This is a genomic window from Mannheimia sp., assembly GCF_056854775.1.
On sequence record NZ_JBXGGI010000148.1, the window covers coordinates 1 to 14,535 of the forward strand.

15 protein-coding genes are annotated in these 14,535 nt (G+C 43.7%); 7 read left to right on the forward strand and 8 right to left on the reverse strand.

Going from position 1 to position 14,535, the window contains the following annotated elements; all coding sequences use genetic code 11:
• The 8 genes from ACJHV0_RS10225 to ACJHV0_RS10260 all read right to left on the reverse strand — a co-directional run.
• The coding region (locus ACJHV0_RS10225) for a molybdopterin-dependent oxidoreductase (protein WP_483134129.1) at positions 1-1,368 on the reverse strand (1,368 nt) is incomplete at its 3' end.
• Positions 1,369-1,556: 188 nt separating this feature from the next.
• Entirely contained in the window at positions 1,557-3,248 is a 1,692-nt protein-coding gene (locus ACJHV0_RS10230; protein ID WP_483134130.1) for a hypothetical protein, read from the reverse strand.
• Positions 3,245-4,183, reverse strand: coding sequence for a hypothetical protein (locus tag ACJHV0_RS10235; RefSeq protein ID WP_483134131.1), 939 nt, complete (start codon positions 4,181-4,183; stop codon positions 3,245-3,247). Before ACJHV0_RS10235 ends, ACJHV0_RS10230 begins: the two co-directional genes overlap by 4 nt.
• Positions 4,180-4,515, reverse strand: a complete 336-nt coding sequence (mazF, locus tag ACJHV0_RS10240) for an endoribonuclease MazF (protein WP_483134132.1) — start codon at positions 4,513-4,515, stop codon at positions 4,180-4,182. Before mazF ends, ACJHV0_RS10235 begins: the two co-directional genes overlap by 4 nt.
• Positions 4,512-4,751, reverse strand: a complete 240-nt coding sequence (locus ACJHV0_RS10245) for an AbrB/MazE/SpoVT family DNA-binding domain-containing protein (protein WP_483134133.1) — start codon at positions 4,749-4,751, stop codon at positions 4,512-4,514. Before ACJHV0_RS10245 ends, mazF begins: the two co-directional genes overlap by 4 nt.
• 112 nt (positions 4,752-4,863) lie before the next feature.
• Entirely contained in the window at positions 4,864-5,877 is a 1,014-nt protein-coding gene (nrfD, locus tag ACJHV0_RS10250) for an NrfD/PsrC family molybdoenzyme membrane anchor subunit (RefSeq protein ID WP_483134134.1), read from the reverse strand.
• Between the two features lies 1 nt (position 5,878).
• The gene (gene ttrB / locus ACJHV0_RS10255) at positions 5,879-6,598 is read right to left on the reverse strand and encodes a tetrathionate reductase subunit TtrB (RefSeq protein WP_483134135.1); all 720 of its coding nucleotides are present in this window, start codon (positions 6,596-6,598) and stop codon (positions 5,879-5,881) included.
• A 182-nt stretch (positions 6,599-6,780) separates the two neighbouring features.
• Positions 6,781-7,008, reverse strand: coding sequence for a DUF2188 domain-containing protein (locus tag ACJHV0_RS10260; RefSeq protein WP_483134136.1), 228 nt, complete (start codon positions 7,006-7,008; stop codon positions 6,781-6,783).
• Positions 7,009-7,192: 184 nt separating this feature from the next.
• Here ACJHV0_RS10260 and ACJHV0_RS10265 point away from each other — a divergent pair, with 184 nt between their 5' ends.
• The 7 genes from ACJHV0_RS10265 to mukB all read left to right on the forward strand — a co-directional run.
• Entirely contained in the window at positions 7,193-7,489 is a 297-nt protein-coding gene (locus tag ACJHV0_RS10265; protein WP_483134137.1) for a type II toxin-antitoxin system Phd/YefM family antitoxin, read from the forward strand.
• Positions 7,479-7,895: a putative toxin-antitoxin system toxin component, PIN family gene (locus tag ACJHV0_RS10270; RefSeq protein WP_483134138.1), complete on the forward strand. Its 417-nt coding sequence runs from the start codon at positions 7,479-7,481 to the stop codon at positions 7,893-7,895. Before ACJHV0_RS10265 ends, ACJHV0_RS10270 begins: the two co-directional genes overlap by 11 nt.
• Entirely contained in the window at positions 7,895-9,553 is a 1,659-nt protein-coding gene (locus ACJHV0_RS10275) for a sensor histidine kinase (protein ID WP_483134139.1), read from the forward strand. The genes ACJHV0_RS10270 and ACJHV0_RS10275 overlap by 1 nt, the downstream gene beginning before the upstream one ends.
• A 122-nt stretch (positions 9,554-9,675) precedes the next feature.
• Positions 9,676-10,272, forward strand: coding sequence for a response regulator (locus ACJHV0_RS10280; RefSeq protein WP_483134140.1), 597 nt, complete (start codon positions 9,676-9,678; stop codon positions 10,270-10,272).
• 170 nt (positions 10,273-10,442) lie between these two features.
• On the forward strand, positions 10,443-11,786 hold the full coding sequence (gene mukF, locus ACJHV0_RS10285; RefSeq protein ID WP_483134141.1) for a chromosome partition protein MukF: 1,344 nt from the start codon (positions 10,443-10,445) through the stop codon (positions 11,784-11,786).
• Positions 11,787-11,846: 60 nt separating this feature from the next.
• Entirely contained in the window at positions 11,847-12,569 is a 723-nt protein-coding gene (gene mukE / locus ACJHV0_RS10290; RefSeq protein WP_334236310.1) for a chromosome partition protein MukE, read from the forward strand.
• A gap of 39 nt (positions 12,570-12,608) precedes the next feature.
• On the forward strand, positions 12,609-14,535 hold a 1,927-nt coding region (gene mukB, locus ACJHV0_RS10295; RefSeq protein ID WP_483134142.1), incomplete at its 3' end, for a chromosome partition protein MukB.

Sequence of the window (14,535 nt, forward strand, 5' to 3'; positions counted from 1 at the left end):
CAATTTTGCAATTTCATCGACAAAAATGACCGCTTGTAAGCAATCTTTCGCCGCCACCAGCTCGCCTGTCGCCTGATCTTTCACCACAATCGCATTCTCTTCCACTTTATCTTCGGGGTCGAGTTGCATCTCTTGCAGATCGGTAATGCGTAACGCCTGCCCGAATTTCGGGTGAGCTTCATCGGCAATAATCAAATGCGAGGCGTTGCAATAACTAACGTGGTTGGCTTGGCTCATCGCCGCCAAACTTGGGCGAGAGAGATAATCAGCATTGAAACGGTCGTTTTCGATAATCCAACGCAACATCGCCATTACCAAAGCTAAATCGCCCTCGGGCTTAATCGGAATCCAATTATTATTTTGGGTAGCGAGGGTAGAAGTCATTTCCAAACGAGGGGCGACCACCACATAGCTGAAATTGTCGTCCGGACGGCGTTTGGCAAGCTGGCGGGCTTGGCGTTTGAACGGATTGCCCGACTGTGCAGGTGACGTGCCGATAAACAGGATAAATTCGGCGTGATCCCAGTCCGGTTTGGCGTGCTGATTGTTGTCAAAATCCTTCATAAACGCCCCCGAACCGTTGCGGTAGGAAGCCCCACAATACGCCCCGTGCTGGGAGAAGTTGATTGTGCCGAAGCTCCGTTGTGCAAAGCGTTGCAACAACGGCTGACGACCTTCCGGGCCGGCAAAAGTGACTAGCAGTTGGTTGGCTTTCACGCCTAAATCGGGCTGTTTCGGGTTAATCGGCTCTTGCAGGTTGCGAATGGCTTTCAAGCCCTCTACCTCGCCTTCGCCAAACAGATTACCGCCATTGACCACCTCTTCCACCAACTGCTCAAAGCTAATCGTCTGCCACTTGCCTTCACCACGCTTGCCGACACGTTTTAACGGCTGAGTAATGCGATACGGACTATTGATGCTGTCCAAAAACGCCGCCCCACGGGCACAGGCAGTCGAGCGGTTTTCAATCCCGCTTTCGCCCGCCAGCAACACTTCCGCCTTGGCAATCGGCATCCCGAACGGCAGAGTTTTATCGCTCGATAACGGGTGATACGGGTTGCCCGAAATGCGAATGACTTGGTTAGTTTTCAAATCGACCCTCGCCCGCACGCCACACTGCGTCCAACAGCCCATACACTGCGTATTGCACACGATCTGGTCAGGATTGCTCAACAGCTTGCCATCAATCACCTGATATTCCGGCACAAGCGAATTGCCGTGAATCGGATCACGGGTTTTCTCACCCGATGTGCCGTGTATTACCCCTTTAGCAACCTCCGACACCTTCGGGGCATAGCCCGCCCCAAACGCCGCCGCACCGCCAAGGGCTAGGCCGCCTTTTAATAAATTCCGCCGTTTGTTATTCATTTTATCCCCCACAAGCAAAGCTAAAATTCAATGCGGTCATTGTAAAAACCGGCGGATTGGGTGGGTATTGTGGTTTTCCACATATCGGGGGGAAGTTTGATTTGGGTCAAGGGGGAGGGAACAAGCGGTCAAAGTGCGGTGGGGATTTGCAAAGTTTTTGGGGATTTGACCGCTTGTATATAAAATACTTAGTTGCTATCTCCAGCTAAGAAGAAGTTTATTGGTACTGGTAATCTATAATGCCTACAAGCTAGTAATGCAATAGGATAAAACCCATGTTTAATGGCAGATATATTCTCAAAATTTTCTTTTTGGTTATTAACTTCAAAATTTAATTGTTCCAGAAATTTCTCTGGAGATGAGATATCAACATTAGGCAATGTCGCACCATGTATTTCTTCATCATCATATAGATAATCTTCAGAAATATGATTAAAAAAGAATACTTGAAAGTTACAATGAGGCAATAACTTTTCCTTAATAGAAGAAATTCTATTTGTACCTAACTCACCCTTTAATTGAGATAAAAATAAAAACAAGTATGGATAGAGTACAGATGCACTTGTTAGCTTTTCAAAGCTATTTCCATCTCCAGAAAAATCTATAAACGCTATTAAATCTCTATAATTATTTATGGTTGTTATGTAACTCCTTCTTTGATTAAGGCAAAATGCACAATTATCTATAATTTGATTAAGCCACTCTATCATATTATTGGTATTAATATCCTTAGATGACCTTAGAAAAATCATCGCAATAGAAATATCTATAATTTGGTTATCCATATAAGGGGAACATAAGGAACTGTTATTTACAATAACATCCCAAACCAAGTTGGTTAGTTTATAATGCCTATTTGTTAAAAAGTCTTTATGCTCTTCATTAACTTGTTGATATAACCAAAAGTTCCAAACCCCAAGCAAAGAAACCCTGCTTAAAATATCAAATAATTTAAGATTTATATCAACGGAAGATAGACCTATAGAAGATGATAACAGGTACTTTTCTTGTGATAATGGGATAATAGCTCGTTGTATATATTCTTCTGAAATTCCCATATGTAACATAATCAAAGAAATTAGTTGTTGATAAACAGGGCAATTTCCTCTTATTTTCTTATTATCTATACACTTTTTATATGCATTCCAGGTATGTAATATAACGAACTCTGAAGAAATATACGCACTTTCAGTGTTATTTTCATTTCTTGCCCATATCCACAAAATAGAAGTATATATGTATATCTGTCTAAAGACGGTTAAGTAATCATCTTTGCTTTTCATTTTTCTGGAAAACAAATGCTTGACTAATTTTTTAAAGTGTAAAATAGATATCTCAGGCTCATCAACCATTGCTAAAGATTTTCTTAATAAACTCTTTATATCATCAGGTGCAATATCCTCTCTTAAGAAATAATCTTGTATGAATCCTGCTAATTTATCTCCGTCCCAAATAGAAAATGATATTTCATTTAATTTTAGATATCTATCCATAAAACCGGTTATCTCATCTTGAATAAGATTGTTACCACCAAAACAAGGGCAAACTACAATTTCTTTTCCCCTGTACTGTACAGGTATTCTTCTCTGAATAAAGACATCAAAGATTTCATTCAGTGACTGGCGTAATGATTGATCTGAATTCCCATCCCAAACATTTCTAGTTAAATCCCCGCTTTTTATCGAAAACAAATAGATCTTTTCTACTTCATCATTTTCTAGTTTCCCAAAGCAAGCAACATCTACCCCATATTCTCTTCTTCCTCTTATTGGAGACACAAATACATTTGCTCCCATTTGGCTTAATAAATCAGGAAGTATTCTGTCTAATTCATCTCTTTCTTTAAGAGAGCGTAGGTATTCTTTGAGTATTAATTTCATTCTGATATTCCTTCTATTCTAAATAGAAATAATATTTTCTCTGTTTCCACAGGATTTAATAAAGATAATCTAAAGATTTCAAATTCTGTTTTAATTGAAGAAAATGGGGATATATTCCTATTAATATTGCTACCGTTCTTCATATGATGGATAGTTTCGCTCCCGTGTAGAATAGTTATCTTTGTGGCAATTTTAGACAAAATAGAGTTCTTTTCTGATTTTTCATATGCTTGCGTGAAACAAGTATGTTTCTTTATATTATAGATATGTCTATTTTCATTACTTGGTGATAATTCTTTGGACCTGATTGCAAGGTCCCATAATTTATCGTACTCTTCACATCTATATATTAATTCCTTTAGCTTCTTATTTAGTTTTCCTTTAGTACTCTTTTTAAACTTCTTAAAGTACTCAATAGAACTCATTGGGTAAGCCATAAAAGCAAAATCATAAAGAAGATTTATAATTTCATTCTGAATGTTATCCTCAGATTTATTTAGAAGAGATAAAGTAATAGGTATAGAAGATTTTGAACTATTTGGTAGTAACCAGCCCATACATTTTTTAGCCAAAAAGTGTAAATCTGTATTATCTGGTATTAAGCTAAAGTCAAACTGAGTTTCAATACCTTTATCATAACTGAGAATATCTGAGGCTAGTCTATAGTAAATGCTCTGTTCTTTTAAAAAGCATTTTGTAATAAAATAAGATAAGTCTTTTTCAGAAAGTTGAGAGAGGTAATAATCTAAATGTTTTATATCATCAAGAAATATATTTATATTTTTCTCTTCTATAAAAAACTCTATCTCATTAAATAGTGTAGCCACACCTTGATTTTCAAGCGTGGCACGTAGATGTAAAGATAAGTAATACAGGCATTCATCAGTTTGTTGCTGAGAATTCTCATCTAATAGTTCTAATACTTTTTCTTTCATACTAACCCCAACAACACCCCAACCTTTTTCCGAATTTCCACCAATTCACTCTCTGTAATCTTCCCTTTAAATTCCGCTTTACGAACCCGCCAATCAAGACTTTTCACTTGGTCGGAAAGCACTACATTTTGTGGTTTGCCTACGATCTGTACTTCAAACGGATAGCCCTTGATTTTGGTGGTAAGCGGACAACAAATCAGCAAGCTAGTAAGTTGGTTATAGCTTGCCGGGGTGAGAACCACCGCAGGGCGATGCACCGCCTGTTCGTGTCCAGCTTGTGGGGTAAAATTCAGCCAAATAATATCGCCGACATCGGGAACATATTCACTCATAATTGCTCCTTGCCGATAGGTTCACCAGTCTCGATTTCTTGATGTAAATTTTCTGCGGTAATACCCGATAAAAGCTGTTCCAAACTGTATTCTTGGCGGATAGGTTCAATAATAATTTTGCCGTTTTCTGCCCGCATATTGACTAAATTATCCGCTTGTAATTGCAGTGCGGTAAGAATAGAAGCAGGAATTCGCACCCCCACACTATTCCCCCATTTTTTAATTGCCAGTTGCATTGCTCGCTCCTTTTTTACTCGATATTATACATTGTATAACTTTTTGGTGCATAAAAAAAGTGCGGTCAAAATTTGCAAAATTCTGACCGCACTTGACCGCTTGTTTCATCGATTAACGTGATTTCACAACAAAGCTCACCATCACACTCACACAAACCGCCAATCCAAAAATCCCCACAATCCCTAATCCGCCATCGACCGCGAACCAATCAAAGTGATATGGATTTTGCAGAGCGTTGGTTTTGGCAATGGTTTGGGTTTGGATGACCAGTACCCAGCGTAGCCACCAACCGAAGCCGATCAGAGCAAGCACACCAAGCCATTGCAAGCGGTGGTTTTTTCTTGAAAAACTGCAAACAAGGGCAATTAGCCAGCAGATGCCGGTAAGGTAAGCGGTTATTGAGCCGTTGAAGAGTAGGGCGAAATCACGTTGGGTGGTTTCACTGCTGAATGCGAGTCCGACAATGGAAAGTGCGGTTAAAATTAACAAGATTTGTAGGGACACACTGAGTGTGTCCGTGGACGCAAGCATTGCGTCCCTACGTGTAATAAAGCGAGTCAAGCCCAACGCCACCGCCCACGCTGAGAACAACATAATCGGCAACAGCCACGCACTGTGCCACAAGGCTCTTGTGCCGGTTTGGTAGGTTTCAAGCACGGTGTAGCCGATAATGCCGACTGCGGTAAGCACCGAAAACAGGCGGAATGCCCATAACAAGCCTTGACTGCGTAAGAGTGGCAGGTTAAGCCACGCCAGCCATTTTGGCAGGTTCGGTTGGGCATTATGTGCCAAAGTCAGCACAAAATAGCCGGCAACTGCCACGCTAAACAGCGGCAGAATAATCGCCCCCCACGCCATCGGCGACCACCACGCAAAATCGGTGTAGAAATGCAGAATTCGGCTTGGCTGGTGCAGGTCGGCAGTCAGTGCCACCGGGGCGACAATCGAGCCGATAAAGGCGACCAGCACCGCCGACTGTTCGCAAGCGGTCGGTTTCTGGGCTTTTTTTGCAAACAGCACCGCAGTGAATACCGCCGTTGCCGCCACGCCGACAAAGAAGAAATAATTAACAATCCACGGCAACCAAACAATATGTTGCGGTTCGACTAATACTTCACGAATCATTTTACGCCTCCCCCGTCCAAAGCATCGGCTGGCCATCAATTTTGCTCACAAACGCCTCATCCAGTCCTAAATAAAAGACGTGTGGCACCGTGCCGGATTCCGGTTTCAGTACTTTCAAATCGTCTTTATGTTGTTGATAAAGTTGCGAAATTTGGCTTTTCTGATCGTTCAAATCGCCAATCACCCTCGCCCCGCCTACGCAACTTTCCACACACGCAGGGAGTAAACCTGCCTCCAAACGGTGCGAGCAGAAGGTGCATTTATCGGCGGTTTTGGTCTCTTCATTGATGAAACGGGCATCGTACGGACACGCCTGTACGCAGTAGCCACAACCAATACACTGCTCGTTGTTGATCACCACGATGCCGTCTTTGCGTTGGAAGGTCGCCTGCACTGGACAGACCGGCACGCACGGCGGTTGGTCACAGTGATTGCACAGGCGTGGCAGCACCACATTATTCGCCACTTGCTGACCGTTGGTGATTTCATACTGACGCACCGTGGTGCGGAAACTGTGCAACGGCGTGGCGTTCTCCACCGAACAGCTCACCGTACAAGCCTGACAGCCGATACATTTGCGTAAATCGATCAACATTCCGTAGCGTTTCGCCCCGTCGCCATCACGGCGGTCTGGCATAAACGCCTTGGCTGACGACAATGGCATCGCCGCCGCCCCCACGGTTAAGGCGGACTTCAAAAATAATCGTTTCGTAATATCCATACGTCCCCACAATCATTAAAAATCAACGAGGGTATTGTAGAAACGGGCAGATTGGGTGGGTATTGTGGTTTTCCACATATCAGAGGGAAGTTTGATTTGGGTCAAGGGGGCGAGGGCAAGCGGTCGGTCTTGTGTGGAAATTTACAAAAAAGCGACCGCTTACAATGATTAATATCTATATATTATTTCTTATCTTTGGGTGGGTGAGGATCATTCCCATAGCTATTTCCAGCTCTGATTTTTCCATCCTTTCCATGTATTTTAGTATCAGATTTCTGATTTCGTGCAATATCTTGAGCAATTTGAATAGCTTGATTTTGGGTTTGCACAACTCTAGTAGCCTTGGCATTCCCAGCTCCCACTACAGCCCATTGATCGCCTCGTGGAACAACATGTTGATTTTTTCCCATAAATCATTCTCCTTCTATTATAGATTGTAGGAATCTGCCTTAATATATGGTTATATAATGAGCTTTCAAGGATAAGTCTATAAATTTTTTGAAAAAAATCTCCCCCAATAGCTAGCTTGAAGTGGTTGATTTATAACCTAAAAATAGCTAACATACCCAAAATTCCTCACATTAGGAGAGCAAAATGACAGCTATCACTATCCCTCAATTTGAAGAGGTCACTTCCAAGCAATTTCAATCTGAGTTTGGCAGAATTGTCGATATTGTGAAAGGTAAAACACCCGTAGCGATTACCCAATACGGCAGACCGACAATGGTGCTGTTTCCTTACGATCAAGCGGTTGAAGCTCGGCGATTATTGGCAAAACAGCGTTTGCTCGAAATGCTTGCCGAGCGAGACAACAATCCGCCGGAGGCTCTTGCAGAAATCACGCTTGAAGAGTTGGATAAAATGATTGATGAGGAACGTAATGCACTCTGATTATTTAGTGATTGATACGAATATTCTGATTAGTGGTTTATTGTTCCCAAAATCAAATCCCAATTTAGCCGTGAAAAAAGCCTTATTGGGCTATACGATTTGTGTCTCACAAGCGACTTTTGATGAATTTTTAGAGGTCTCCGCCAGACCGAAATTTGCTAAATATTTCACTGTTCAGGAGCGAGCAGAATTTATTGCCAACTTGTTGGATGCGGTAAAGTTCGTGGAAATTAAAGAAACGATTACAGATTGCCAAGATCCCAAAGATAATAAATTTTTAGAAGTGGCGGTAAGTGCAAAAGCGAAATATTTAGTCACAGGCGATAAAAAAGATCTGCTCAGTATGAACCCTTATCGGAATGTCGAAATCATTTCCGTCAGTGAATTTTTGGCGGAAACTCGCTAATGAAACGCCTCTTTCCCTTTTTCTTTCTACTCTTTTCTTCCTTTTTATCCGCCGAAACCCACCAAATCGGCATTCTCGCCCAGCGAGGTGAGGCCTACACCCGCACCCATTGGCAACCTTGGGTGGATTGGTTGAACTGGCAGTTTCCGAATGAGCGGTTTGAGCTTGTTCCGTTGGGCTTGGGTGAGGCGAACAGTCGGGCGGAGTTGGATTTTTTGCTGACCAACCAAGCCCAGTTTTTCTATTTAAGTAGGCAGAATGTCCGTTGGTTGGCGACGCTCAACAGCCCTCATTCAGCGGACGGCGGGTCGGTCGGCAGTAGCATTTGGGTGCGTGCCGACAGCCCTTATCAACACCTGACCGATCTGAAAGGCAAAACCTTGAGTGCGGTGGATAACGATGCGTTCGGCGGTTTTTTGCTCGGCTACTATGAATTTCATCGGCAAGGAATGCGACAAAACCGAGATTTTGATGTGCGGTTTTCCGGCTTTCCAGTGGATAACACTTTGTTTTTATTGGCGGAAAATCAGGTTGAGGCGGCGATTGCCCCTGTCTGTTTGATGGAAGAACTGGCGAAAGAGGGCAAGATCAAGCGGTCGGATTTCCGCTTAATTTTGCAAAATCCTCAGGCTCGTGGCTGCGAAGCCAGTACCGAGCTGCTACCGAACTGGTCGTTGGCGGCAATGCCGAATGTGCCGAACGCCCTTGCCGCCAAAATTTCAACCGCACTTTTGGCGAGCCAGTCGCCTGATTTTCCCCGTTGGACACCGCCATTTTCGTCATTCCAAGCCGACCTGATTTTGCGTGAACTCTACCGCCACCCACAACAAAAAAGCCTGTGGGCGACGGTGCAAGACTGGATTTTGCTCAACAAATTCGGATTGTTGGCAGTCGCCGGTTTTATCCTACTCAACTTGGCGGGGCTACGCTATCAGGTCTATCGCAAAAGCAAGGCGTTGCGGGCGGCACACCGAGAGATGCAACAGTATCAACAGGAACTCGCCCGTGCCGACCGCCTCAGTCTGCTCGGGGAGATGACCACCGGCTTTGCCCACGAGCTGAAACAACCGCTTTCGGCGATCCGAATGTACGCCGAAGGCTTGAAAAATCAGAGCGAAGACGGCTACGCCCGCCAGATTTTGGCGAAAATTATCGTGCAGGTGGATCGCTGTGTGAATACGATGCAGACGATCCGCAACTGGGTACAAAACCGCCAGCAAACCGCCCCGCAAGCGGTGGTTTTAAACGAATTAATTGCAAAAGTGATCGAATTTGTGGCGGTGGAAAATCGGCAAAATTCCCATATTCAACTACACGCCGATCTCCTTTATCGCCTTGAAATTCACGCCACCTTGCTCGAACAGGTGCTGACCAACTGCCTGCTCAACGCCCTGCAAACGGGAGCGAGCGAAATTGCCGTCCGCCTTTTACCACAAGAAAACGGCTTGGCGATTGAAATCGAAGACAACGGAGGCGGTTTTTCCGACACCCAACTCGCTTTCCCCTTCGCCCCATTCCGCAGCGACAAACCGCACGGATTGGGCTTAGGCTTGGTGCTATGCCAACGGCTGATGCAATCGATTGGCGGCGAGATTGCGTTGAGTAATGGGAAAGAAGGAGCGAAAGTCACGCTATCAATACCTCGTAATCAGACCTAGTACGAGCAGTACTAGGCTAAATAATCCTAGTCGCTCCGCGACTAAGTGATAGAGAGCTACGGAGTAGCTCGGATTTAATAACCCTGCACGGCTCGTGCAGGGAAAAATAATGGAAAAACAAAATGCAAATTCACATTCTTGATGATGACGAAACGATTTTAGATGCCTTGGCATTTCTACTCTCCCCACTCAACCTGCCAATCAAAACGTGGCAAAACAGCGTGGAATTTATCGAGCAGGCGGATTTACACCAACTCGGCGTGGTGTTGCTTGATATTCGTATGCCGCTGTTAGACGGTCAGCAAGTGCATCAAAAACTGCGAGAGGCAAATTCCACGCTGGCGGTGGTGATTATGACCGCACACGGCGATGTGCCGATGGCGGTGCGTGAGCTGAAAAATGGGGCGGTAGATTTTCTACAGAAACCGGTCAGATTTGAACAGTTAAAACAGGTGATTGCAGCAGCTGAAAAAGTGAGTGAACAAGCGGTTAAAATTCGCGAAATTTCGCAAAATTACGCGAAATTGACAGAAAAAGAGCGGAATGTAGTGCCGTATATTATGCAGGGCTACATTAACAAGCAAATTGCTGATAAATTAGCGATTTCCGTTAGAACAGTGGAAGTGCATCGTGCCAGTGTGATGGAAAAAATGCAGGCGGAAAGTTTGGCGGGCTTGGTGCAGAAAATTAGCGATTTGCAAAAAATTGAGAAAATATAACCGCTTGTATATTTGAAGATAGTGTGAAATTGTTGAGAAAGTATTATAAATAGTTAGGGTAGTTTGTAAAAATTAAGGTTTGCATTTTATCCTTCCATTCCCATTTGTCTTCCATTCAGTTACAATGTGGACTATTTTTCTACTTTATATTAAATCAAAGATTAAGCCGTATGCAGAACGAATTGGCACAGACTATTCCAGAACTCATTTCGTGGACGAAGGATCGTGAATTTTCCCTTTCACTCTCTTCCGACCGCCTCGCTTTCTTACTTGCGATTTCTATTTACAATCAAGAACAGACCGATGGTGAATTATTAGAAAGTGATCTTATCGATCTTTTCCGCTATGTATCTAATGCGTTTGAGCAGTCGGATTCCACCTTTACCCAACGTGCCAATAATGCGATTAACGACTTGGTAAGACAGCGTTTATTAAACCGTTTTACCAGCGAGTTTACCGAAGGATTGGCGATTTATCGGGTAACACCGCTTGGTGTGGGGATTTCTGATTATTACGTTCGTCAGCGTGAATTTTCCAATTTACGCCTTTCCATTCAACTTTCGATTGTGGCGGATGAAATCCAGCGTGCCTCGGTTGCTGCGGAAGAGGGGACGGCAGAGGTTAAAGATGAGCGTTTTTGGCGGAATAATGTGTTTGCTCCGTTGAAATATTCGGTGGCGGAAATTTTTGACAGTATCGATCTTTCCCAACGCATTATGGATGAAAACCAGCACCAAATTCGTGAGCGAATTGCGGAATTGTTACGCCAAAACTGGCACGAGGCGATTATGAGCTGTGAGCAGTTGTTAGATGAAACTTCGGGCAATTTGCGTGAATTGCAAGATACGTTAAATGCTGCCGGCGATAAATTACAAGCCCAATTATTGCGTATTCAAAGCTGTTTAATAGCTCGTGATGATTTAGATTTTATCGACCAGCTTATCGTGAATCTGCAAAATAAACTTGACCGCATTATCAGTTGGGGGCAACAGGCGATCGATCTTTGGATCGGCTACGACCGCCACGTGCATAAATTTATCCGTACCGCCATAGATATGGATAAAAACCGTGTATTCGGTCAGCGTTTACGCCAATCTATTCAAGATTACTATAATTCCCCTTGGTTGCTTTACACCGCAAAAGCAGAGCCTTTATTAGATCTGCGTGATGATGAAGCGATGCTCAATGAGGCAGAATCAGTTGGTGAATTGCCAAGCGAATTGGAATATGAATCGTTGTCTGATGTGCAAGAACAAATTATTGCGACAATGCAAGCTCATCTTGCACCTTATCGTGCGGAAGGCAAGCCGATTGATTTAGGGGCAATTTTGCGTGATCAGTTAGCAATGTTCCCTGAATCCCGCCATTTTGATGTGGCAAGAATTATTGTGGATCAAGCAGTGAAATTGGGTATGGCAAGCCAAGACAACCAAGCCGTTTATCCGCAATGGCAAGCCATTAATGAACGTGGTGCCGAAGTACAGGCAAATGTGATCGATCAATATAACAAATAGCCCAATACAATCAGTAACAAGCGGTCGTTTTTAGAGAAAATTTAGCAAAGAGAACACAAAATGACAGACAATATCCAAGACGTTATTTCCCCGAAATTGGCGGTGGCGATTGCCAACCCAATTTTCCCACAGCTTGACAGCCAACTGCGTGCCGGTCGTCACATCAACACAGAATCCCTTGATGAACACGCATTTTTGATGGATTTCCAAACAGAGCTGGAAGAGTTTTACCGCCGTTACCACGTGGAATTAATTCGTGCACCGGAAGGCTTTTTCTATTTACGTCCGAAGGCATCAACGCTCATTAACCGTGCGGCAATGTCTGAAATGGAAATGTTGGTCGGTAAAGTCTTATGCTATCTCTATTTAAGCCCGGAACGCTTGGCTCAGCAAGGTATTTTTAGCTATGACGATGTGTATGAAGAATTGTTGAATTTAGCCGATGAAAGCAAATTACTAAAAGCGGTAAACCCACGTTCAACAGGCTCGGACTTAGATCGTGGTAAATTGATGGAAAAAGTGGGTGGAGCATTACGCCGTTTGGCTCGAATCGGCATTATTACCCGCATTGGCGAGCAAAACAGCAAAAAATTTGTGATTGCAGAAGCAGTGTTCCGCTTTGGTGCAGATGTACGTACCGGTGATGATCCACGCGAGGCACAATTACGCTTAATTCGTGATGGTGAGGCTACAACGCCTTCACTTTTAGCTGAACAAGCGGTTGAATTAGATGAAAATCTTGCAAATGATTTAGATGATACAGAAGTGGCTGATGAGGAATAATCAAGAATGGAAAACATTGAATTATTAGACGAAAACCCAATGGAACAAGCAGCTACTCTTGCACCTGTTATGCCTCGCCACGAAGGTGTAAAACGCGGAAAATTCCAGTCTTTAACCCTAATCAACTGGAACGGTTTTTTTGCCCGTACTTTTGATTTAGACGAATTAGTTACTACGCTTTCGGGCGGTAACGGTGCGGGTAAATCCACCACAATGGCGGGTTTTGTGACGGCGTTAATTCCGGATTTAACTTTGCTTAACTTCCGTAATACCACCGAAGCCGGCTCGACTTCCGGTTCTCGTGATAAAGGTTTATACGGTAAATTAAAAGCCGGTGTCTGTTATGCGGTGTTGGAATCGCTTAACTCTCGTGGTCAGCGAATTATTACCGGTGTGCGTTTACAGCAAATTGTGGGGCGTGATAAAAAAGTGGATATCCGCTCGTTCTCGGTGCAAAACATTCCAGCAGATCAAAGCATTATCAGCCTTTTAACCGAACAACTGGGCGAAAAAGCCCGTGTGCTGCCGTTAAATGAATTAAAAGATAAATTTGAAGGCACAGAGGTTCAATTTAAGCAATATCACTCCATTACCGATTACCACAGCTTTATGTTCGACTTAGGCGTGATTCCAAAACGTTTACGTTCAGCGGCTGATCGCAGTAAATTCTATAAATTAATTGAGGCATCACTTTACGGCGGTATTTCCAGCGTGATTACCAAATCGCTGCGTGATTACTTATTGCCGGAAAATACAGGCGTTCGCCAAGCGTTCCAAGATATGGAATCGGCTTTGCGTGAAAACCGTATGACGTTAGAGGCGATCAAAGTTACCCAGTCTGATCGCGATATGTTCAAACGTTTGATTACCGAATCGACCAATTATGTATCGGCAGATTATATGCGTAATGCCAACGAACGCCGAGGCAATGTGTTACAAGCGTTAGAGCAACGTAAAGAGTGGTATGCGGCGAAATCGAAAATTTTGCTTGAGCAGCAACGCTTTGTGGAATTTAGCCGTGAAACCGCAGACATCTCTGAAACCGAAAATACGTTAGAGGCAGAATATAATAGTGCGAACGATCATCTTAATTTAGTGATGAACGCACTACGCCATCAAGAAAAAATCGAACGCTATCAAGATGAAGTGGAAGAGCTGAATATCAAGTTGGAAGAACAACAAGAGGCATTGGAAGAAATTGCTGATTTGGCGGAAAACGCTCAGGCGAGAGCTGATCAGGCAGACGATCACGTTGAAGAACTTCGCTCGCAAATGGCGGATTACCAACAAGCCTTAGATGCTCAACAAACCCGAGCGTTGCAATATCAACAAGCGATTAATGCGTTAGAAAAAGCGAAACAATTAACCGGCTTGGCAAATTTAGACTTGAATAATATTGAAGATTATCACGCCGAATTTGAGGCTCAAGCAGAGGACCTGACCGATAAAGTATTCGATCTTGAACAGCGTTTAGCCGTATCGGATATGGCGAAAACGCAGTTTGAGAAAGCCTACGAGCTAGTTTGCAAAATTTCAGGGGAAATTGACCGCTCGCAAGCGTGGGAAGAGGCTCGTTCGCTGCTTTCCGCTTTCCCTGAGCAAAAAATGCAAGCTCAACAAGCGGTAGCGTTACGCCAAAAACTCAATGAATTAGAGCATCGCTTACATCAACAACAAAATGCCGAACGTTTGTTGGCGGAATTTAATCAAAAAGCCCAACTTTCTTTAGATTCAGGCGAAGAGCTTGAGCAATATTTTGAAGAGCAACAAGCACGTTTAGAAGATTTAGAGGCGGAATTATCTGATTTCGTAGAGCAGCGTTCAACCCAACGCCAACAGCGTGAGCAACTGAATCAACAATATCAGCAATTAGCGAAAAATGCCCCGGCGTGGCACACGGCACAATCGGCATTGGCTCGTTTGGAAGAGCAGTGTGGTGAGAAATTTGATGCTAGCCAAGCCGTAA

Excerpts from the sequence above, each read along its gene's own strand:
- ACJHV0_RS10230 (WP_483134130.1), bottom strand. The coding sequence starts at position 3,248 with ATGAAATTAATACTCAAAGAATACCTACGCTCTCTTAAAGAAAGAGAT.
- ACJHV0_RS10280 (WP_483134140.1), top strand. The coding sequence starts at position 9,676 with ATGCAAATTCACATTCTTGATGATGACGAAACGATTTTAGATGCCTTG.
- nrfD (WP_483134134.1), bottom strand. The coding sequence starts at position 5,877 with ATGATTCGTGAAGTATTAGTCGAACCGCAACATATTGTTTGGTTGCCG.
- mazF (WP_483134132.1), bottom strand. The coding sequence starts at position 4,515 with ATGAGTGAATATGTTCCCGATGTCGGCGATATTATTTGGCTGAATTTT.
- ACJHV0_RS10245 (WP_483134133.1), bottom strand. The coding sequence starts at position 4,751 with ATGCAACTGGCAATTAAAAAATGGGGGAATAGTGTGGGGGTGCGAATT.
- ACJHV0_RS10235 (WP_483134131.1), bottom strand. The coding sequence starts at position 4,183 with ATGAAAGAAAAAGTATTAGAACTATTAGATGAGAATTCTCAGCAACAA.
- ttrB (WP_483134135.1), bottom strand. The coding sequence starts at position 6,598 with ATGGATATTACGAAACGATTATTTTTGAAGTCCGCCTTAACCGTGGGG.
- ACJHV0_RS10260 (WP_483134136.1), bottom strand. The coding sequence starts at position 7,008 with ATGGGAAAAAATCAACATGTTGTTCCACGAGGCGATCAATGGGCTGTA.
- ACJHV0_RS10275 (WP_483134139.1), top strand. The coding sequence starts at position 7,895 with ATGAAACGCCTCTTTCCCTTTTTCTTTCTACTCTTTTCTTCCTTTTTA.
- ACJHV0_RS10265 (WP_483134137.1), top strand. The coding sequence starts at position 7,193 with ATGACAGCTATCACTATCCCTCAATTTGAAGAGGTCACTTCCAAGCAA.
- mukF (WP_483134141.1), top strand. The coding sequence starts at position 10,443 with ATGCAGAACGAATTGGCACAGACTATTCCAGAACTCATTTCGTGGACG.
- ACJHV0_RS10270 (WP_483134138.1), top strand. The coding sequence starts at position 7,479 with ATGCACTCTGATTATTTAGTGATTGATACGAATATTCTGATTAGTGGT.
- mukE (WP_334236310.1), top strand. The coding sequence starts at position 11,847 with ATGACAGACAATATCCAAGACGTTATTTCCCCGAAATTGGCGGTGGCG.